At 46.5% G+C, this 20,083-nt stretch carries 21 protein-coding genes and 1 riboswitch; of the genes, 5 read left to right on the top strand and 16 right to left on the bottom strand.

Features of this window, described 5'->3' with window-relative positions; translation table 11 throughout:
* Positions 1-20 precede the first annotated feature (20 nt).
* Positions 21-133, bottom strand: a riboswitch (guanidine-I (ykkC/yxkD leader).
* A gap of 32 nt (positions 134-165) precedes the next feature.
* The 3 genes from NST56_RS07590 to NST56_RS07580 form a co-directional block, all read right to left on the bottom strand.
* Positions 166-681, bottom strand: coding sequence for a GNAT family N-acetyltransferase (locus NST56_RS07590; protein ID WP_010333951.1), 516 nt, complete (start codon positions 679-681; stop codon positions 166-168).
* On the bottom strand, positions 671-1,195 hold the full coding sequence (locus NST56_RS07585; RefSeq protein WP_339181115.1) for a DinB family protein: 525 nt from the start codon (positions 1,193-1,195) through the stop codon (positions 671-673). The genes NST56_RS07590 and NST56_RS07585 overlap by 11 nt, the downstream gene beginning before the upstream one ends.
* A gap of 109 nt (positions 1,196-1,304) precedes the next feature.
* A complete protein-coding gene (locus NST56_RS07580; RefSeq protein ID WP_339181112.1) occupies positions 1,305-2,036 on the bottom strand; it encodes a DUF421 domain-containing protein in 732 nt (243 codons plus the stop codon).
* A gap of 159 nt (positions 2,037-2,195) precedes the next feature.
* Here NST56_RS07580 and NST56_RS07575 point away from each other — a divergent pair, with 159 nt between their 5' ends.
* Positions 2,196-2,420 (top strand): hypothetical protein, encoded by a 225-nt coding sequence (locus NST56_RS07575; protein WP_010333948.1) that lies wholly within the window; start codon positions 2,196-2,198, stop codon positions 2,418-2,420.
* Positions 2,421-2,495: 75 nt separating this feature from the next.
* Here the strand turns inward: NST56_RS07575 and hmpA are convergent, their stop codons facing one another.
* Together hmpA and NST56_RS07565 are read right to left on the bottom strand one after the other, a co-directional pair.
* Positions 2,496-3,698, bottom strand: coding sequence for an NO-inducible flavohemoprotein (gene hmpA, locus NST56_RS07570; protein ID WP_339181110.1), 1,203 nt, complete (start codon positions 3,696-3,698; stop codon positions 2,496-2,498).
* A 252-nt stretch (positions 3,699-3,950) separates the two neighbouring features.
* On the bottom strand, positions 3,951-4,469 hold the full coding sequence (locus NST56_RS07565) for an acyl-CoA thioesterase (protein WP_339181109.1): 519 nt from the start codon (positions 4,467-4,469) through the stop codon (positions 3,951-3,953).
* A gap of 186 nt (positions 4,470-4,655) precedes the next feature.
* On the opposite strand from NST56_RS07565, the gene NST56_RS07560 reads away from it, so the two are divergent.
* Together NST56_RS07560 and NST56_RS07555 are read left to right on the top strand one after the other, a co-directional pair.
* Entirely contained in the window at positions 4,656-5,516 is an 861-nt protein-coding gene (locus NST56_RS07560) for a dimethylarginine dimethylaminohydrolase family protein (RefSeq protein ID WP_010333944.1), read from the top strand.
* A gap of 89 nt (positions 5,517-5,605) precedes the next feature.
* Positions 5,606-6,655 carry a lactonase family protein gene (locus NST56_RS07555; protein ID WP_326201986.1) on the top strand — a complete coding sequence of 350 codons (1,050 nt, stop codon included), beginning with the start codon at positions 5,606-5,608 and terminating at the stop codon, positions 6,653-6,655.
* A gap of 38 nt (positions 6,656-6,693) precedes the next feature.
* On the opposite strand, the gene NST56_RS07550 is transcribed toward NST56_RS07555, so the two are convergent.
* The 10 genes from NST56_RS07550 to proG form a co-directional block, all read right to left on the bottom strand.
* A complete protein-coding gene (locus NST56_RS07550) occupies positions 6,694-7,677 on the bottom strand; it encodes an oligopeptide/dipeptide ABC transporter ATP-binding protein (RefSeq protein WP_010333942.1) in 984 nt (327 codons plus the stop codon).
* Positions 7,678-7,689: 12 nt separating this feature from the next.
* Positions 7,690-8,580 (bottom strand): C40 family peptidase, encoded by an 891-nt coding sequence (locus NST56_RS07545; RefSeq protein ID WP_339181103.1) that lies wholly within the window; start codon positions 8,578-8,580, stop codon positions 7,690-7,692.
* Entirely contained in the window at positions 8,577-9,677 is a 1,101-nt protein-coding gene (gene ykfB, locus NST56_RS07540; protein WP_339181101.1) for an L-Ala-D/L-Glu epimerase, read from the bottom strand. The genes NST56_RS07545 and ykfB overlap by 4 nt, the downstream gene beginning before the upstream one ends.
* Before the next feature lie 2 nt (positions 9,678-9,679).
* On the bottom strand, positions 9,680-10,615 hold the full coding sequence (locus tag NST56_RS07535; protein ID WP_286058648.1) for an LD-carboxypeptidase: 936 nt from the start codon (positions 10,613-10,615) through the stop codon (positions 9,680-9,682).
* Positions 10,616-10,722: 107 nt separating this feature from the next.
* Entirely contained in the window at positions 10,723-12,354 is a 1,632-nt protein-coding gene (dppE, locus tag NST56_RS07530; protein ID WP_339181097.1) for a dipeptide ABC transporter substrate-binding protein DppE, read from the bottom strand.
* A gap of 18 nt (positions 12,355-12,372) precedes the next feature.
* Positions 12,373-13,380 (bottom strand): ABC transporter ATP-binding protein, encoded by a 1,008-nt coding sequence (locus tag NST56_RS07525; RefSeq protein WP_339181094.1) that lies wholly within the window; start codon positions 13,378-13,380, stop codon positions 12,373-12,375.
* A gap of 4 nt (positions 13,381-13,384) precedes the next feature.
* Positions 13,385-14,347: a dipeptide ABC transporter permease DppC gene (dppC, locus tag NST56_RS07520; protein ID WP_339181091.1), complete on the bottom strand. Its 963-nt coding sequence runs from the start codon at positions 14,345-14,347 to the stop codon at positions 13,385-13,387.
* Between the two features lie 5 nt (positions 14,348-14,352).
* Positions 14,353-15,279 carry a dipeptide ABC transporter permease DppB gene (gene dppB, locus NST56_RS07515; protein ID WP_010333935.1) on the bottom strand — a complete coding sequence of 309 codons (927 nt, stop codon included), beginning with the start codon at positions 15,277-15,279 and terminating at the stop codon, positions 14,353-14,355.
* 15 nt (positions 15,280-15,294) lie between these two features.
* Positions 15,295-16,119: a D-aminopeptidase DppA gene (dppA, locus tag NST56_RS07510; RefSeq protein WP_010333934.1), complete on the bottom strand. Its 825-nt coding sequence runs from the start codon at positions 16,117-16,119 to the stop codon at positions 15,295-15,297.
* Between the two features lie 127 nt (positions 16,120-16,246).
* A complete protein-coding gene (proG, locus tag NST56_RS07505) occupies positions 16,247-17,065 on the bottom strand; it encodes a pyrroline-5-carboxylate reductase ProG (RefSeq protein ID WP_339181088.1) in 819 nt (272 codons plus the stop codon).
* Between the two features lie 181 nt (positions 17,066-17,246).
* On the opposite strand from proG, the gene htrA reads away from it, so the two are divergent.
* The gene (gene htrA, locus NST56_RS07500; RefSeq protein ID WP_339182122.1) at positions 17,247-18,605 is read left to right on the top strand and encodes a serine protease HtrA; all 1,359 of its coding nucleotides are present in this window, start codon (positions 17,247-17,249) and stop codon (positions 18,603-18,605) included.
* A 155-nt stretch (positions 18,606-18,760) separates the two neighbouring features.
* Positions 18,761-18,937 carry a hypothetical protein gene (locus NST56_RS07495; RefSeq protein ID WP_326330602.1) on the top strand — a complete coding sequence of 59 codons (177 nt, stop codon included), beginning with the start codon at positions 18,761-18,763 and terminating at the stop codon, positions 18,935-18,937.
* Between the two features lie 168 nt (positions 18,938-19,105).
* Here NST56_RS07495 and NST56_RS07490 read toward each other — a convergent pair whose 3' ends face one another.
* On the bottom strand, positions 19,106-20,077 hold the full coding sequence (locus NST56_RS07490; RefSeq protein WP_010333930.1) for a glycosyltransferase family 2 protein: 972 nt from the start codon (positions 20,075-20,077) through the stop codon (positions 19,106-19,108).
* Between the last annotated feature and the right edge of the window lie 6 nt (positions 20,078-20,083).

The following is a 20,083-nucleotide window of genomic DNA, read 5'->3' as shown; positions in this document are numbered from 1 at the left end:
GTCGACTCTAATGAGCTTGACTCTCCCGGGCTTTTTTCCCTCCGTGTGCATATGCGCTGTTATGATGCGCATATGTGTTTTCTCTCGGACCAGTCCATGTCAATTAACATGCGGAACCCTAGAAAACTTTATCTGGTCTTATGATACTACACCTCAATGCTGTCTTCAATTGTAAGATTTTCTTTCATACACAGCAATCGGTTTATTCCATTTTCTGATCGTCCGGCTGTAAAGCATGCCGATTTTCTCCGCCACCCGTATAGACGCTTTGTTATCCGGGTCAATCAAAGCCGCAATTTTGCCGTACTGCCGGTGATTGAAGCCATATTCCAGGCAGGCTTTGGCCGCTTCTTGCGCATAGCCGTTTCCCCAGTGCCGGCGTGCAAACATATAGCCGATTTCCATCGCCGTTTCATTTTCAGTTTGCTGAGGTACGATTCCGCATTGGCCTAAAAAATCCCCCGACTGTTTGTCCTCAGCGATCCAGAGACTGACCCGGTACCCTTTTTCATTTCTTTTGTTCCAAGCGATCCACTCGCGGGTTTCCTGTTTATCTTTTAAACCGGAATAATACTTCATCACTTCAGGGTCGCTGAAAAGCTCAAGTAAAGCTTCTTGATCCCTGTCCTCCATACAGCGCAAACGAATCCGTTCGGTCTCAAGCTTCGTTTCAGCGCGCATTTTTGATTATATCCTGCTTCCATTCTTTTTTGAGGGCTTCAATATGGGCTTGATGATAGCGATTATGATCCGCCATATGCCAGATGCCCCATCTTACTGTTGCCTTGTCACCCTCGTAAGAAAGCGTTTGATGCAAATCGTTCTCGGTCAAGGTCTTACATACCGATTTCAGCTCGTTTACGACATGTTGGTGCCTTGTCAAAAGCTCTTCTAATCCCGGCTGATTCTTTGGTTCAGGCAATCGTCCGCTTTCATCTGTCATCGGGCCGTAAATGTCTTCAATATGGTCAGGGACCCGATTCTCCTTTATGCGCCACACCCATCTTATATCAACATTTGCGATATGCTGCAGCAGCTGGGCCGTGCTGTTTTTCGTTTGAGACCCCTTATCATATAGCTCTCTGTGAGTCATGCGGCTAACAATAGATGCCAAACGGAGTCTGTTTTCTTCCACTGCGGAATACAGCAGACTGACTGTCAGCTCCATGTCTTTTCTAATGAATAAGTCCCTCATGTTCCATTCCCTCCTTACCTAAGTGTACATTTGACGTAAGGGGGAACATTTCCTTTGCAGAAGGCACAATCTAATCTATCAAAAAAGCGCGAAAGAATGTCGGCACAAATTAATTGTTATTTCCAGGCTTGTATAAATACGGGTCATGGTGCGAATCGTTGGCTGTATTCAAATCGAGTGAGATGTCACCGCGGTCATTTAACGTGCCGAGCGTGATCAAAGACAGCTGTTTTGGGCTGTGCCCTTTTTCCTCAAGCTTTTCATACAGCCAGCTTCGGTTTTTTTGAAGGTACTTCAAATTGTGATCAAGGATCTCGCCGTCCAATATGAGGGGAATCGGGATAAAGTTCCGTTCAGCCTCCATATTCAAATCCCGCACCTGCACTGCTCTCGCTTCTTCTGTCGGGATCACGCTTACTTCTCCCGTTTCTTCAATGATGGCAAGGTCAATATCAGCCGGATCTGCATAGCCCTTTTCTCTCAGTTTTCCGAGCAGCTCATTGACGGTCAGCCTCTCTTTTTTGAGTCCGCGCTCATCGATATCCCCGTTCCGGATTAACACTGTCGGACTGACCACCAGCAGCCACCTCCACTTATTAGAAAGAGCAAGCTTGCTCATCAGAAGATAAAGCAATAAAAAGGAGCACGCGTAATAAATAGACATCGGCAGTTTGGATGTGAGAATCGGCTCACTGATAATGGTTCCGATTGCGAAGGTCAAAAGCAAATCAAAATTGTTCATTTGTGACACGGCTTTTTTACCGGCAAGCCGAAACAAAATATAAGCAATCGAAAACACGATAACAGGCTTGAGTAAAAATGCCCATACCATCCATAACACTGATCATTGCCCTCCATCCGCTAGCCATAATGAATATATTGTTCCCTGGGACCGGAACGCTATGCATATCTTTACCTCTTCATCCAGCATCTAAATAGGCGAACGTGCAGAATGCAGGCACATAACATAGTAGAAAGCCATGTTGATTGGAGGGACAGCATGAAACATCAGCATAAGAGTGCCAATTGGCACTATGAAAGCATACAGCAAAAATCCGCAGCCTATCAGCCATACCATACAGCTGACAGGCTGGCCGGTTTAGAGCTTAAAATGGAACAATTGATCAGAGCCATCGAGGTGAACAATGAATTGCTGAGAACGATTCAAGAGCAGCAAAATCGCGTATGCACCAGCGGAGGCGGATCAGTCATTGTACGGATGTAGAAGAAGGCGCTCGTCCGCCTTCTTCTATTATCCTAAAAAGGGCTCTTCCCAATATTTGAGAAGAGCCGCGTGTAGTTAAGAAATAGACTTCGCCATACTTAATTGAGGACCGAACAGTTCGTAATGGATAGACTCTGGCGCTGATCCGAGTTCCGATACAAGCTTATGCATGTGAGTGATAAATGAAGGTGAACCGCAAATGTAATAATCCGCATCTGTATTGGCAATCAGAGCTTTGAGGTACTGCTGATCAATCTGCCCTTCATGAAATTGAATGTTACCTGCTCGGTCTTTTTCTGTTGGCTCGCGATACACAAATGCCGTTTTAACAGAAGAATGCTCTGCTGCCTCTTCTGCTTCATCGCGTAGCGCGTGGTATTCACTATTTTTCGCAGCATGGATAAACACAGTCTGCCGCTCAGGCTGTTTGGAAACAGACGTTTTCAGCATGCTGATCAGCGGCGTAATGCCAACTCCGGCACTAAGCAGAACGAGATCTTTACGGGATGAGAAATCTAAAACAAAATCCCCTGCCGGTGCGCTGATTTCTAATGAATCCCCTTCATGCAGCTTATTGTGTAAATAAGAAGACACCACACCGTCTTTCTTAACTGAAATTCGATAATAGTCTTTTCCCGGCATATCGGACAGGCTGTATTGACGGATATGCGTATATTCAGAATCAGGAATCCGGACTTTGATGCTGATATACTGCCCTGCTTGAAATTCACATAACGGCTTGCCGTCTTCCGGTTTCAAATAGAAGGATGTAATTTCTTTGCTTTCACGCACTTTTTTCGCTATGACGAAAGGCTTATACTCCTTCCATCCGCCGGTTTGATGTTCTGCCTGCTCATACATTTCTTTTTCAATTCTGATAAATGCGTCAGCTATTACCCCATACGCTTTCTCCCACGCCTGCATTATGTCAGGAGCCGCTGCATCTCCCAAAACATCTTTAATGGCAATCAGCAAATATTTGCCGACAATCGGATAATGTTCAGGCTTAATGCCGATACTGCGGTGTTTATGGCCGATTTGTTTGATGACCGGAATGATATGGCCAAGCCGGTCAATATTGGCGGCAGCTGCAATAACAGCATTCGCCAAGGCAGTACGCTGTGTTTTTTTCTTTTGGTTTGTTTGATTAAAAATGTTTAAAAGCTCAGGATGATTTTGGAACATGAGGTCGTAAAAACGTCCTGTAATGGATTCACCGTGCTGCTGTAATACTGGCACAGTACTTTTTATGATTTCGATTGTTTTATTATCTAACATCGTTTAACAACCCTTCCGAAAAGATGTATTTTAAATATACCTTTAAAATACATGATCCCGCCCTTAAAAGATATATTTTAAATGAATCTTTAAAAAAGTTGCCACAAAATTATCAATTTAACGTGACAATTGTTGCTTTTGCATAGAATTCCCTAGCAAAAACGGACTAATCTTTGTGGTTTATCAGCATCGGCAGCGAAATAATCCGAAGGCACAAAAAAACCCAAAACAAATTTGTTTTGGGTTTCATGTTTACCAAGGCTTGTCTGTTCCAAGCACATTTGCCAGCGCTTGACTGTGTTTTTTTCGGTTTTTCCGTTCACTTGCACGCTGAACCGCTGTGTTATGCAGCATGATTTCCTCTTCTGTCTCCGGTACAACTCTCGGCACAGGCACCGGCTTGCCGTTGGAGTCTAATGCGACAAAGGTCAAAAAGGATGTCGCGGCGAGTTCCCTTTCACCAGTCATCAGATGCTCTTTGATGACTTTCACAAACACCTCCATGGAAGATGTGCCCACCCACGTCACATAAGATTCCAAGCAGACAGACTCCCTTTGCCCGATCGGTTTCAGAAAATCGACAGAGTCCATCGAAGCCGTTACCGTATCACGTCTGCAATGGCGCGCTGCGGAAATAGACGCAATATCATCGATATAACTCATCAGTTTTCCGCCAAACAGCGTATTATGATTGTTTGTATCAAGAGGGAATACCCTGCTGGTTTTTACAACCTTTGACTCTTTACAAAATTTTGTTTCCTGTGCTTCCATACCTTTCTCCCCTTTGATGTCTGATCGATTAGTAAATGCACTCATATTCTCCTATTAAACAATATTCTCATCCATTTGTCTAAAATTTAAAATGGTTTGTCTGTGAGGTTTTCTTTCTGGAATGTTTAATGATCAGGATGATGAGGGAATAATATACGTATTTCACACGGTCAGGAGGAGAAACAAATGGATGTATCCGTACCAAAACATCAGCACAAAACCGTATGCCAAACAGAATATGGCACCTTGAAGAAAGTTATTTTATGCAAACCCGAGCATATGACAATTAAGGACGTGATTAATGAAACCCAAAAACAGTTTGAAGATGACAATATTCAGGTCAAAACCGCCAAAGAGCAGCACAGCCGCTTAGTAGAAGAGCTCAGGTCACACAGTATTGAGGTCATCCTTTTGCCTGTTCAACACGGACTGCCTGAGCAGGTATTTACCCGGGATATCGGTTTTGTCATCGGGGAAAAAGCCTTTCTTTCCAGCATGACTGAGCCCATTCGCCAAGGGGAAGAAGCAGTGATAAAAGAATTTTTCCACAATCAAGGGATTCCTTATACCCGGATGCTCGATACTAGCATTGAAGGCGGTGACGTCGTCATAGATGGTGATACCGTTTATGTCGGAATCAGCCAGCGGACGGACATCTCAGCGGTCGGCCAGCTGCAAGAAGAGCTTCCTGAATACACCATTATCCCAGTTCCGCTCCATGAAAAATTTCTGCATTTGGACTGCGTATTTAATATCATTTCTGAAAGCGAAGCGTTAATCTATCCTGAAGCCCTTCCGCAGCAGGAAGTCGATATGCTGGCAGACCGTTACAATCTCATTGAGGTACCGGAAAACGAACAATTTACACTTGGCACCAATGTCCTGTCTATCGGCAGAAAGACCATCATCAGCCTGCCGGGCAATCGTCATGTCAATCGTGAATTATCCAAAAGAGGCTATCACATCATCGAAATTGACTTGTCAGAAATTATCAAATCAGGCGGTGCCTTCAGATGCTGTACGATGCCGCTCATTCGAGGCGAATGAAGAATATTCCCCTTTTTCATGTTTTAAACAGCGTATTTCACTAAGATACGTTAATATAGAGATGACATCATTTTTAAGGGGGAAATCGCATGACAAAGTACATAGGATATGTCGGAACATATACAAAAGGCGGAAGTGAAGGCATTTATTCATTTGAGCTGGATACTGACACAAAAACACTCAGCGAGCCAAAGCTTGCTGCAAAGCTGGGAAACCCCACATATGTGACGCCGAATAAAGACAACACGATTCTTTATTCAATTGAAAAAGCAGACGGAATAGGCGGTGTTGCTGCCTATCAAATCGATAAAAACAGCGGCGAATTAACATTTCTGAATCATCAGTTAATCGATGGCCCATCGCCATGTCATGTAAGCGTCGATGATCATCAGCAATACGTATTGACAGCCAACTATCACAGCGGGAAGGTGCACGCTTTTCCGGTTCAAAAAGACGGAGGTTTGCAGTCCCCCGCTTCAGAAGCCGCCCATACAGGAAAGGGTCCGCATGAAAGACAGGAAAAGCCGCATACACACTATGCGGGCTTTACACCTGAACATAATTATGTTGTAGCGGTTGACTTAGGGACAGATAAGCTGTACACCTATCAACTAAAAGACGGTGAATTGAAGGAATCTGGTAGCCATTCCTTCGCTCCAGGTGCAGGCCCTCGTCATATCGCTTTTCACCCAAAAGAAAAGTACGCTTATGTCATGACAGAATTAAGCAATGAAGTAATTGCGCTTGAATACAATCCGACAGCCGGCGAATTCAGAGAACTTCAAGTCGTCTCTGCCATTCCTGATGATTTCACAGATAACAGCCAGGGAAGCGCCATTCATGTCACTCAGGACGGCCGTTTTGTTTACGTAGCAAACCGCGGCCATGACAGTATCGCTGTGTTTGAAGTGAATCAATATTCAGGCGAGCTGGCATTTGTGGAAAGAGTGTCGACTGAAGGAAACTGGCCTCGTGACTTTGTGCTGGATCCAACGGAGTCCTTCCTTGTCGCTTCAAACGAAGAAACAGGCAATCTCGTATTGTTTGAAAGAGACACAGAGACAGGCCGGCTGACACTGCTTCCTTCAACCGTTTCTGTCCCTTATCCGGTATGCGTGAAATTTTTACAGCAATCATAAAAGAAAGCTGGCTCCTAACAACGGAGCCAGCTTTTTATTTATCTCACCTTTTCTTTCGTTTCAGCATTTCGATATAAATGGCAGGCAACGAAACGGCCGGCTTCGATTTCTTGAAGCAAAGGGCGTGATTCCCCGCATTCAGGCATCGCCTCCGGGCAGCGCGTCCGAAACACACAGCCACTCGGCGGATGAACCGGACTCGGCAGCTCCCCTTTTAAAATTATGCGCTCACGCTTGTCCTCTAACTCAGGGTCCGGAATCGGAATCGAAGACAGCAGCGCCTTCGTATACGGGTGCAGCGGTTCACGATACAATGTGCCGCTATCTGTAATTTCCATCATGTGGCCTAAGTACATAACGCCGATCCTGTCGCTGATATGCTTTACCATCGATAAATCATGGGCAATAAACAGAAACGTGAGCCCTTTTTCTTTTTGAAGCCGCTTCAGCAGGTTGACCACTTGCGCCTGAACCGACACATCAAGCGCAGAAATTGGTTCGTCCGCTACGATGAACTCCGGATTCAATGACAGCGCTCTGGCAATCCCGATCCTCTGCCTTTGACCTCCGCTGAATTCATGTGGGTAACGGCTGCCGAAATCCGGGTGCAGCCCTACTGCTTCAAGCAGCTCGTCCACAACAAGAAGCCGCGCTTTATGAGTATTGTAAAGATTGTGAATTTCCATCGGCTCTAGAATGATGTCTCGAACTGTCATCCTCGGATTGAGTGATGCATAAGGGTCCTGAAAAATCATCTGCAGTTTGCGGTTATAGGCAAACTGCTCTTTCTCACTGAGGGCGTGAAGATTGGTTCCGCGGTATTTGACGCTTCCTTCTGTGGGATGGTATAGACGCATCAGCACTCTTCCCAAGGTTGATTTCCCGCAGCCGGATTCCCCGACAAGCCCGAACGTCTCCCCCTCATGAACCTGGAAGGTTACCCCGTCGACCGCTTTGACTGTTCGCTTTTTCCCTGCGTCAAAATGCATTTTCAGCTGACTGACCTCTAGCAGTGGTGTCATGTGTCTCCCTCCTCATTCTGAAAAACAGCGGCGTGCCGCACAAAGCTCTTTTTCATATTCTGTATTTTTCAGCGTGATGATTTCGATCAATTTCCCTGTCTTAGGAGAATGAAGCATTTTTCCGTCTCCTATGGACAGACCCACGTGATGAATTGCTCCTTTTCCTTCTTCATATGCAAAAAATAGCAGATCACCGGCACCGATGTCGTGAAGCGGCACTTTCTTCCCTGTTTTCGCCTGGTCTCCCGCATCACGGGGAATACTGTACCCATTGGCTTTAAATAAGCTGTACATAAAACCAGAGCAGTCAAATCCAAATCCGCTTATACCTCCCCATAAATAAGGAAGTCCAAGAAAACATGCCCCTGTCTGAATGATGTCTTCGGCCGTTCCTTTCTTATGCTGAACAAGCTCCGCATCAGTTTGTCTCAGAAGCCTATCTCCAATAGGAGTCGCTACTTTGAAAAAGCCGTCCTCTTCACCAATCAGAGGCAGAGCAGTTAAGAAGCTCAGTTCAATTTCCTTTTCTCGGGTATCCCCATACAAAAAAGCTGTTGGTTTGCTGATCGACACGGTGTGATTCGATTGTGTGAGATTTGTGCTTATCAGCTGGTTCTTTTTCATCCAGCCCGGATATCCGCGTTTATCCTTGCGGGATGACTGGCCGGGCACAACGACAGACACCCATTCATCCTGTTCCTTCGTGACCAGCACCTCCTCGCCAAAGAGAACCTGCGTTTGGATCACATTATCTTTACATAACCCAAGCCGCTGATCATAGGTCATGCTCTTGAGCCATTCTCTGATCGACACGGTTGGATCGAGCATTGTGTGATCAAATGGACGAGGTGAATCAGGTGCCGTCCATATGTTGGCAACTGCTGATATAACAGTATGGTTCATGTCTCCGTTTCTCCTTTCTGAAGCACAACTCCTGTAATGCCAAGACCCGGTTTGTCTGGCAACGTAATCGTGCTGCCGCTGTATACAATTCCGCCCTTGATCAAATCCGTTTTCAGCATGAGCGGGGCATCGAAGTCAAAGCGCGTAACGTTTTTTTTGCTTGCCGCGAAATGCGCCGCAGCTGTAATGCCGAGCTTTGTTTCGATCATGCTGCCGACCATGCACTCCACCCCGCAAATCTCTGCCATGGCATTGATTTTCTCTGCTCCGCTGATTCCTCCTGCCTTCATCAATTTAATATTGATCAGGTCGGCGCTGCGGGTTTGAAGGACTTCGAATGCCTGTCGCGGAGTAAATACACTTTCATCAGCCATGATTGGCGTGTCCGTTGCATCCGTCACTTTCTTGAGCCCGGCAAGATCATCCTTATGGACAGGCTGTTCGACAAGCTCAATGTCCAGGCCGGCATCCTCCATTTTCCGAATAGCGGTTACCGCTTCTTTCGGCGCCCATCCCTGATTGGCATCCAAACGAAGCCTCGCCCCAGGCCCGACCCGTTTTCTGACTTCTTGAATACGGGCGATATCTGTCTCAATGTCATCTCTGCCAACCTTTATTTTTAGCGTTTGAAAGCCTTGTTTAAGAAAACGCTCTGCATCCGCCGCCATCTCTTCAGGCGGGTTCACACTGACGGTGTAGTCCGTTTCAAGCGTGCTTCGATATCCGCCGAGCATTTGGTAAAGCGGCTGCCCGCCCATCTGCGCCCAGCCGTCGTATACAGCCATTTCCACAGCTGCTTTTGCGCTTTGATTTCCTGCCAGAAGATGCTGGATGTCATGCAGAATGGCCTCGCACCCGGACAGGCTTCTTCCAAGCAGTGCCGGCTTTAGGACGTTGTGTATCGCACTTTCGATACTGTCCATGCTGTCTCCGGTAATCACAATCGTCGGAGGCGCTTCTCCCCATCCGATTGCGCCATTGTCATAAGTGATCGTTACGATCACAGATTCAGCTGTATACACTGTGCGAAGCGCCGTTTTAAACGGCTTTGTCAGCGGCACAGCGACCCGTTTTGTGTCTATTTTTATTATTTTCATACTCAATGCGCCCCTCCAGAAACGCCCGCCTCAATGACGACCGTTTTTTTGGCTGTATCCATGGCCGCGTGCGCACCGATCGGAACGGCAATACTCGGCGAACAGTGGCCAATCTTAAACCCTCTAAGAGCAGGCCTTCCGGAGGACACAATATAGTCTTCGAGCACCTGCTCAAGTGTCAAAGATTTCTCCCGTTTCACCGGGATGCAGTTATGAAAATCACAAACAAGAATGCCGGCTGCGTCCGACAGCTTCCCTGCCATTTTCAGCTGATTCAGCATCCGGTCAATTTGATAAGGCTCCTCGTCAATATCTTCAATAAACAGGAGCTTTCCCCTCGTATCAATCTCAAACGGCGTGCCGAGTGTAGATGACAGCAAGGATAGATTGCCGCCGACAAGCTCCCCTTCCGCTTTTCCCGGAACAAGCACCGTCAGCGGTGAAAGTTTTTCTGTATAGGTGAATGCCGTCTCTTGAAACAGCTGCTGATACGACGCTTTTGTCAGGGGATGAACGTCTTCCAGGCCTATATCTGAGCTGAGCATCGGCCCGTGAAAAGTGACGAGGCCCGTGTTTTGATGGATGGCGGTATGTAAAAACGTAATATCACTGTATCCCCAAAAGATTTTAGGGTGTTTGCGGAGCAAGCTGTAATCAATGCTTGAGGCGATCCGTCCCGTGCCAAAGCCTCCGCATGCGCACAGCACCGCTTTCACCTCCTGGTCTTTGAACATCTCGTGCAGATCAGCCAGCCGCTCATCATCCTGTCCCGCTAAATAGCCGTGCTGGTTTTTCAGCGCCTTGCCCAGCTTTACCTGAAGGCCGAGCTCCTCTAAAAACAAAAGCGCCGTGTCAAGCTTTTTCGGATCAGGCGGGCTTGCAGGTGCGATGACACCGACTATATCGCCTTTTTTCAGTGCGTTCGGCTTGTGGTTCAACTCCGATCAGCTCCCTTCATTTGCTCTGCCCCCTACGTATACGTATAAATAAGAGAAAAAATACCGCTCCTTCACATAAAGAGAGCAGTATTTTCTCAATCGCCGTGTTAGTTTTTATCGGCCCATTTTAAATCGATATAGCCGACTGGGTGCCGGACGATGTCCTTTACATGTTCGTTTTGCAGATTGACCTGATTATAGAAATAAACCGGAATGATCGGTGCTTCATTGATGAGAAGCTTTTCCGCCTTATGCATGAGTGAAAAACGCGTTTTTTCATCCGCTTCATTTTTCGCCTGCTTCATCAGCTGATCATATTCTTTGTTGGTCCAGCCTGTGCGGTTCATCGAATTTCCTGTTTGGAAGGCTTCCAGGAAACTGATAGGGTCCGCATAGTCAGGCAGAAATGAGCTTTGTGAGAATTGGAACTTAAGCGCTTTTTGCTCCTCTAAAAACACGTTCCACTCCATATTGGCCAGTTTCACATCGACGCCAAGAGTATTTTTCAATTTTTGCTGGATGGCTTCAGCAATCTTTTTATGCTCCGGTTTCGTACTGTAAGTAAGCGTGACCGCAGGCAGCTTGTCATACTTCTCTTCCTTCATTCCTTTTTCTAACAGCTGCTTCGCTTTGTTTTCATTTGGTGTGATCAGGTCTCCGCCCGCTTCCCGAAAGTCCTTGCCGTCAGGCTGTGTAAACCCGGGCGAAACAAAAGCGTGTGCCGGTTTTTCATTGTTTTTCGTGACGTATTTTACGATTTCCTTCTGATCAACAGCCATTGCGAAGGCTTTTCTGATGTTTTCATTTTGAAACGGCTCCATATTGACATTAAAGCGGTAAAAGTATAAACCCGCCTGATCAACGATGTGCACGTTGTCTTGATCCAGCAGCTGGTCACTTAGCTCAGCCGGTACGTATGCGGTGTCCAATTCTCCAGACTGAAACATTTGGTAATCTGTATTTCTGTCACTCACCATTGCCCATTTCACTTTGTCAAGCTTAACGGTTTCTTTATCCCAGTACGTATCGCTTTTTTCCATTGTGATGCTGTCATCATGCTTCCATTCCGCCAGTTTAAACGGGCCGTTGCCGACAAATGTATCAGCTTCAGCAAACCACTTTGGATTTTCTTTATCAACTTTTTCGTTAACCGGAAAATACGCCGGGTTTGACACCACGCTCAGGAAATATTTTTGCGGCGCGGCAAGTGTCACTTCAAGGGTATGATCATCCTTTGCCGTCACCTTCACATCGTCTCTTTTCCCTTTTCCGCTGTTATAGGCTTCGCCGCCTTCAATAAAGTAGCCGAGAAACGCGGAAGATGCTCCTGTTTTCGGATCAAGCATCCGTTTCCAAGCGTATTCAAAATCTCCGGCTGTCACAGGGTCTCCGTTCGTCCATTTCGCATTTTCCCGAATCGTAAAAGTGTACGTTTTTTTATCCTTCGACACAGACCACTTCTCTGCCATCGCCGGCTCCGGTTCATTGTCTTTACCGAGGCGCGTTAACCCTTCCATGATGTTATTTAACGGCTGCCAAGACACATTATTAAAACCGATCGGCGGGTCAAACGAAGTCGGTTCATTTTCATTATTTAAGTACAGTACCTTTTCTCCGCTTGTCTTTGCCTTATCTTCTCCGCTTTCTTTTCCAGCCTGCTCATTTGCCGTGCATCCCATCAGCGCAAATGAAAGTCCCAGTGCAAGACCCATTCCCCATAGCTTCTTCACTCTCTTCATCCTCTTCCCCCTTTTTCGTTATTCATCCTTCGCTCCCGGCAGCACCGCGTGCTCAGCCCGTTTATCCTGAAGCCAGCAGTGAACAGCGTGCGTGCCAGATCGAACGGTTTGATCAGGGTATACCCTGTCGCACACGATCATTCCGCTCGGACAGCGGGCGGCAAATGGACAGCCCGGCGGCGGTGAAAATAAATCCGGCGGCGTCCCGTCAATCGGAATCAGCTCCGCGTCCTCAAGATCCAGCCGCGGGACGGAATTCAGCAGCCCTTTTGTATAAGGGTGCTGCGGCTTGTAAAATATATCTTTTCTCGTGCCAATTTCCGCTATTTTTCCGGCATACATCACTGCCACCCTGTCAGCAACCTGCGCAACCACCCCTAAATCGTGTGTGATCAAAATGACAGAAACCTTTGTTTTTCTCTGAATCTCTTTAAACAGTTCCAGAATTTGCGCCTGTATGGTGACGTCAAGGGCAGTTGTCGGTTCATCCGCTATTAAAATATCAGGCTCGCAGATCAGCGCCATCGCAATGACAATCCGCTGTCTCATACCGCCGCTAAATTGATGGGGATACTGCTTCAGGCGTGCTTCAGGATCTGGAATGCCGACCAATGCCAGCATAGAAAGAACCTCTTTCTCAGCAGCCTTTTTCTTCATCCTCTTGTGACGAAGAAGCGCTTCTGCCAGCTGGTCTCCGACAGTCAGCGTCGGGTTTAACGCCGTCATCGGATCTTGAAAAATCATTGAAATGTCCGCTCCCCTTATGCTCCTCATTTCTCTGTCAGAGAGACGGCAAAGGTCTTTGTTTTTAAATAAAATGCTGCCGTCTGTCACCTTCGCTGAATAGGGCGGGAGCAGTCCCATAATGCTTTGGGAGGTGACGCTTTTGCCGCAGCCCGATTCGCCGACAATGGCAAAGGTTTCGCCTTTGTACAAATCGAAGCTCACGCCTCTGACCGCCTGAACCGTCCCGCCGTAAGTCGTAAAAGAAACGTGCAGATCATTGACTGACAGAACTTTCTCCATACAGCTACCTCCTTAGCTTAGGGTCCAGTGCATCCTGCAATCCGTCCCCCAGCACATTAAACGCGTACATCGTTAATGAGATGAAAAAGGCAGGAAAGAACAGGCGCCACCAATGCCCAGATAAAATGGTCGGTAGGCCGTCATTCGCCATCACACCCCAGCTGGCAAACGGTGCTTGAATGCCGAGACCGAGAAAGCTCAAAAATGATTCTGCGAATATGGCGGTAGGTACAGTTAAAGTCATTTGTACGATGATCGCGCCCATTGTATTCGGCAGCAAATTTTTGCGAATGATGCGAAAGGTTTTCGCACCAAAGGTTTTCGAGGCGAGCACATACTCGTAATTTTTTATTTGCAGCACCTGGCCCCTTACAATTCTCGCCATGCCGACCCATCCCGTCACAGTCAGCGCTACGATAATGGTGCCAAGCCCCGGACCCATCAAGACCATCAGCAAAATGACAACAAGAAGATACGGCAGCCCGTACAGCACTTCAATAATCCGCATCATAACACTGTCTGTTCTGCCGCCTTTATAGCCGGCAATGCCTCCGTAAATGACACCGATCAAAAAATCAATCAGTGCAGCCATCACTCCGACAAATAACGAAATCCTCGCTCCGTACCATGTTCGTGTAAACACATCCCGGCCAAGCTCATCTGTACCGAACCAATGATCTGCAGAAGGGGGAAGGTTTTGTTCTGTCAGCGATTGGCGCGCGACACTATGAGGGGATAAAAAAGGACCGACTGCTGCCATCACAAATAGAAATAAAAGAATTAAAAGCCCGGCCATCGCTAGTTTATTTTTCTTCAGCCTCCTCCAGGCATCCTGCGCGTAGGACAAACTCGGCCGTTTGACTGAATCGGTCTCTTGGGTCTTCTCCTGATTCGTAACAAACCATTCGTCCGGCACCTGAACGTGCTGCTGCGGCTGGCGTTCATCTGTTTGTACAGGGAGATTCATACGCTTCACCCTTTCTTATGCAGTTTAATGCGCGGGTCCAGCAGACCGTAGGCCAAGTCGACCAAAAACAGCATCACGATCAAAATGACGCTGTAAAAAACGGTCGTTCCCATAATCACGGGATAGTCCCGCTGATTAATGCTTTCGACAAAATATTTTCCCATTCCGGGAATGGCAAAGATTTTTTCAATAACAAAGCTTCCTGTTAAAATGCTGGCAACGAGTGTTCCCAGTACGGTAATGACGGGCATGAGCGCGTTTCTGAGTGCGTGTTTTACGATAATTTTGAGCGGAGACAGCCCTTTCGCTTTCGCTGTGCGGATATAATCCTGTGTCAGGACTTCGACCATGCTTGATCTTGTCAGCCTGGCGATAATCGCCATCGGTCCAACTGCGAGCGCTGCGGTCGGAAGCACCATATGGATCGGGCTCGTCCACGTAGCGGCGGGAAATAGTTTAAAATTGACGGCAAACTGCTGAATAAGCAACGTCGCCATAATAAAATTCGGGATGGAAATGCCGAGTACCGCGAGGCTCATCGCAGCGTAGTCCAAAAAGCCGTTGCGGCGCAGCGCGGCGGTTACGCCAAGTATCAGCCCTGAGATCACAGCAATGACAATCGCTGCCATCCCAAGTTCGAAGGAAACGGGAAATCCGCGCTCCAGCATATCATTTACACTGTCTGACGGTTTTTTAATAGAAGGGCCAAAATCGAATGTAATGATGGATTTTAGATAGATGATGTATTGGATAATGAGAGGATCGTCTAAGTGATAGTAGGCTTCGAGATTTCTTTGAACCGCTTCATTTGTACCCCTCTCCTCATTAAAAGGAGATCCGGGAATGACCTTCATCAGAACAAAAGTCAGGGTGGTAATGACCAAAATCGTAGCTGCCATTGCCAAAAAACGCTTCATTATATATCTTGCCAAAGCCTTAACACCCCTTTAGCAGAATGATGTTCGCATCGCCAGTTCAGTCATGACAAGCATAGCCTGGTAGGCTTCAAGCATATCCTTCGCCTGAAATTGAACGATTGTGGTTCCCGGTTTGATTTCTGTACCCGGCATTAGATGAGCCCACTCAGCTTGGCCGTAATTGGCAAATTCAATGCTCAATACAGGCCTGTCAGGCGGTGTAAGCGGTTTTACTTTATCCTTGTTCTGCAGGGCATATGCGGTTTTTTCTGTCAGCAGCCGGCCGGCTTTCGCAGGCGACAGACATTTAACTGCAGATCTTGAAATCGTTTGTTTAACAGCAGCTGTCGTGACATTCGGGATGAGCTCTTCAGCTTCTTTGGCCGCCCGGTCATCACCGGCTACCATTAATACCGGGACATCGTAATAACCGGCAACGTAAGCATTTAATCCAAGCTCACCGACAGGCTGATCATTTATGTAAAAATGACGAACACCGAAAATCATGCTATGGGACATGACACCGGGAGTTGATGCTCTTGCGTGATAGCCGAGAAACAACGCGCCCGTGAAAGTATCATCCAGCCCCTGCACCATTGAAAATGGTTTAACATCGCCGGAAATCAAATCTGCCTCCGGATGAAGCTTTTCAACCATCAGATTATTCATTTTCGAATGGCTGTCATTCACCAGCACCTCCGTACACCCGCTGTTAAACGCTTCGGTAATACAGTAGTTTGCTTCTTCGGTCATGATTAGCCGTCCGCGTTCATAATTACGTTTGCCGGAATCAACAAAGGTATCATCCGGAAGACCTGAAATACCCTCCATATCTACTGACATGTACAGTTTCATAGCGTTCCTCCTTTTTTACTAAATTATGAATATTCTAACAGATTATATTAAAAAAAGAGGGAAAATGCAATATAGCTGGGAAAAATCGCTAACGGTCAGAGATAAAAAAGAATCCTCTTTCAAGGATTCATGTTTCTTTTGCTGCCTGTTCTGTCAGCTGCTCGTATTTTCCGAGTGTTTTTTCAAATACTTGATCAAATACATTCGGCACGGAGGCACGTATCACCGCCGCCCCCTCTCCTGTAATTCCGCCTTTCGTTGCAACACGGTTCAGCGTCTCCTCAAAGGTCATCTTCTTTTCAATCAGCAGCTTGCCTGTCCCATACAGTGAGTGTATCAGGAAATCAAAGGCTTCTTCTTTTGTCAGGCCGCTGTTTCTCACAGCCGCCAGCGCTAATTCTTCAAACACTGCGGCAATGAAGCCAGGAGCAGAGCTCGTCAGATTACTGGCGGCATCCAAATTGGATTCTTTTATTTCTCGCACACTGCTGAAAGCCGATAACAGTTCATCCAAACGTTCTTTCTTCTGTGCCGCCAGAGCTTCACTGTGAACAACCAGTGAGATGCCGGCTTCTGCTTCAGATGTAATGGCCGGGATCACCCGTGATATTCCAGCTGCCGTTTCAGCCTCTAAAAGCCGCAGAGGCACACCAGCCGCAACGGATACAATATGAGTATTCTGGTTCACATACGGGTGCAGCCGGCGCACTGTTTCAATGACATGGAGCGGCGGGACACATATAAAGATCAACGCGCACTTTTCCGCCCATACCTCGAGCGGTTTTGCCGAAACGTTTGGATAGTCAGCGAGCAATGCCTGAAGCCGATCGCCCTTAGTTCTTGTCTCAACAAACAGCTCATTTTCCTCTATTTGTTTATGCTTCAGCAGCTGTCTGGCGATCATATCCGCCATGCTGCCATATCCGATCAATCCGATTGGTTCCATCGTTTCAGCCCTTTCATGTACAATATTCCTTATAAAGTGTACCGGTTTTCGTACTTTTTCACAATTTCCCATAAAGTTTTCATTTTTATCCCACAGTTTTTGTTTATGATAAAATCAAGTCATAAAACTGCCATAATCAAGATGTAATGAGTTGAAAATAGAGAGAAACGGAGTGAACATGATGGATAACTATCGTGACGAAAATAGAACAGAAGGACAAGAAAATGAGGTTTTTTTAACGAAAGAGAATGATCAAAACCCTTCTTACTCAGCCCGCAATGTGATTCATGATCAAGAGAAGAAAAAGCGCGGATTCGGATGGTTCAGGCCGCTGCTTGGCGGAGTCATCGGCGGAAGTCTCGCCCTTGGCATTTATACGTTCACACCGCTTGGCGACCACGATTCTCAGGACGCAGCGAAACAGACGTCCAGCCAGCAGCAGCAAACTCAATCTGTTACAGCTAAAAGCACCTCCTCTGAATCAAACAAAAGCTCGACGGGCTCAAGCAGCTCATCTGCATTTAAGAGCGAGGATTCTTCTAAAATCTCAAATATGGTGGAAGATCTATCACCGGCGATTGTGGGTATCACAAACCTTCAGACTCAGTCAAATAGCTCTTTGTTTGGTTCCGGCTCTGATTCTAGCGAAGATACAGAAAGCGGCTCAGGATCAGGTGTCATTTTCAAAAAAGAGAACGGCAAGGCTTATATCATTACGAATAACCACGTTGTAGAAGGCGCAACTTCACTTAAAGTGTCTTTATACGACGGCACTGATGTGACAGCAAAGCTTGTAGGCAGTGACTCTTTAACAGATTTAGCGGTTCTTCAAATCAGTGATGACCACGTAACAAAGGTAGCAAACTTCGGTGATTCATCAGATCTCAGAACAGGCGAAACCGTCATTGCAATTGGAGATCCGCTCGGTAAAGACCTGTCTCGCACAGTAACACAAGGAATTGTAAGCGGCGTGGATAGAACAGTTTCAATGTCAACATCAGCCGGTCAAACAAGCATTAACGTGATTCAAACTGATGCCGCAATTAACCCGGGTAACAGCGGCGGTCCGTTGTTAAATACAGACGGCAAAATTGTCGGCATTAACAGCATGAAAATCAGTGAAGATGATGTTGAGGGCATCGGATTTGCCATTCCAAGCAACGACGTCAAACCGATAGCTGAAGAATTGCTGTCTAAAGGGCAAATTGAACGTCCATATATCGGTGTCAGCATGCTCGATTTGGAACAGGTGCCGCAAAACTATCAAGAAGGCACACTTGGCTTATTCGGCAGCCAGCTGAATAAAGGCGTATACATCCGTGAAGTCGCTTCAGGCTCCCCTGCTGCAAAGGCCGGGCTGAAAGCCGAAGATATTATCATCAGCATAAAAGGCAAAAAAATCAACACAGGCAGCGAATTGCGCAATATCCTATACAAAGACGCAAATATCGGCGACACCGTCGAAGTGAAAATTCTCAGAAACGGCAAAGAAATGACGAAAAAAATCAAACTCGATCAAAAAGAAGAAACACCTTCTTAAGAAAAGCGCCTCAGGCCGCAAAAGCGGTCTGAGGCTTTTTGTTAGATAAAAGAACGATCTACTCTATGAAACTTTCTACCGATACACCCGTATATGATACAGGCTGATTTGATTCTAATCAGATGCTTGAAGCATTGTTTAAAAGGAGGTATGACATGAAAACCATGGGATTGAGCATGATTTGCGCAGGATTGGCTTTTCTGATGCTAAGCTATCTCCTTCCTGCAGCAACATTGGCATGGGGAGTTACACTGGGGGCCAGTATTCTATTAAACATAACAGGTACGGCTTTGATCATGCGGTTCTTAAAAACTTCTCAATCTAACAACTAAATTCAGCAACGCCTAAGGTGAAAGCTTTTAGGCGTTGCCGTTTTTATTTCAGCTTGCCTGAACCGCAGTGCAAGCTCACAATCCCTTCTTCTCTCCCTCTCCCTTCCATATCAGCATCTTTACTTTGATACATAAAAACCCCTGTCCGTAAAGGACAGGGGCTTCTGGTCAGGACATATGCTGGTCCCTATAGAGTCTTTTATTTTCAATCCCGTACGATTTCTGTACGATGTAAAGCGGCCGGTCTTTGGCTTCATCATAGATTCTGCCGATATATTCACCAATCATCCCCAATATCAGAAGCACGATGCCGCTGAACAGAAGCTGGATGACAATAAGCGATGACCAGCCGGTAATGGTGCTGTCAGTGAACAGCTTCAAATACAGCACGATAAACATATACAGAAAACCTGCGCCTGACATTAAGACCCCGGCATAGCTCGCCAGCTTCAGCGGTTTATGTGAAAATGTCGTAATGCCGTCCATTGAAAGCTTCAGCATTTTCTTAAGCGGGTATTTCGTTTCTCCGGCAAGCCTTTCATCACGTACATACTCAACTGCCGTTTGTTTGAAGCCTACCCAGCTGACGAGGCCTCGGACAAAAGGATTTTTTTCCTTTAATTTTTTCATTTCATCACAGACTTTTCTGTCCAAGAGACGGAAATCCCCGGTATCTATCGGGATATCAATATCTGTCATGCTGCTGAGAAGCCGGTAAAACATGGCCGCTGTCTGTTTTTTGAAAAAGGTTTCCCCTTTTCGTTTTGTCCGCACGGCGTATATGACCTCATAGCCTTCCTTCCACTTTTCAATCATGTCTAAAATTAACTCAGGAGGGTCCTGCAAATCGGCGTCAATAACGACGATTGCATTCCCCTGTGCATAATCCATTCCCGCTGTAATCGCGATCTGGTGCCCAAAATTCCTGGAAAAATCAATGATTTTCACTCTCGAATCAATCAGACTGTGTTCCCTTAAAATCTCAATACTGCGATCTTTGCTGCCGTCATTGACAAAAAGCAGCTCATAGTTTTCCTTCGTTTGATCCATGACCTCTTTTAAGCGCTGATAGGTTTCATGAATGACAAGCTCTTCATTATACACAGGTATCACAATTGAATATTGAATATGTCTGCTCATGTTTTT

The sequence above is a fragment of the Bacillus sp. FSL R5-0560 genome (assembly GCF_037966305.1).
GTDB classification, from domain to species: Bacteria; Bacillota; Bacilli; order Bacillales; family Bacillaceae; genus Bacillus; species Bacillus mojavensis.
Note: the sequence above shows the minus strand (reverse complement) of the source record. Positions and strands in the feature narration are given on the sequence as shown.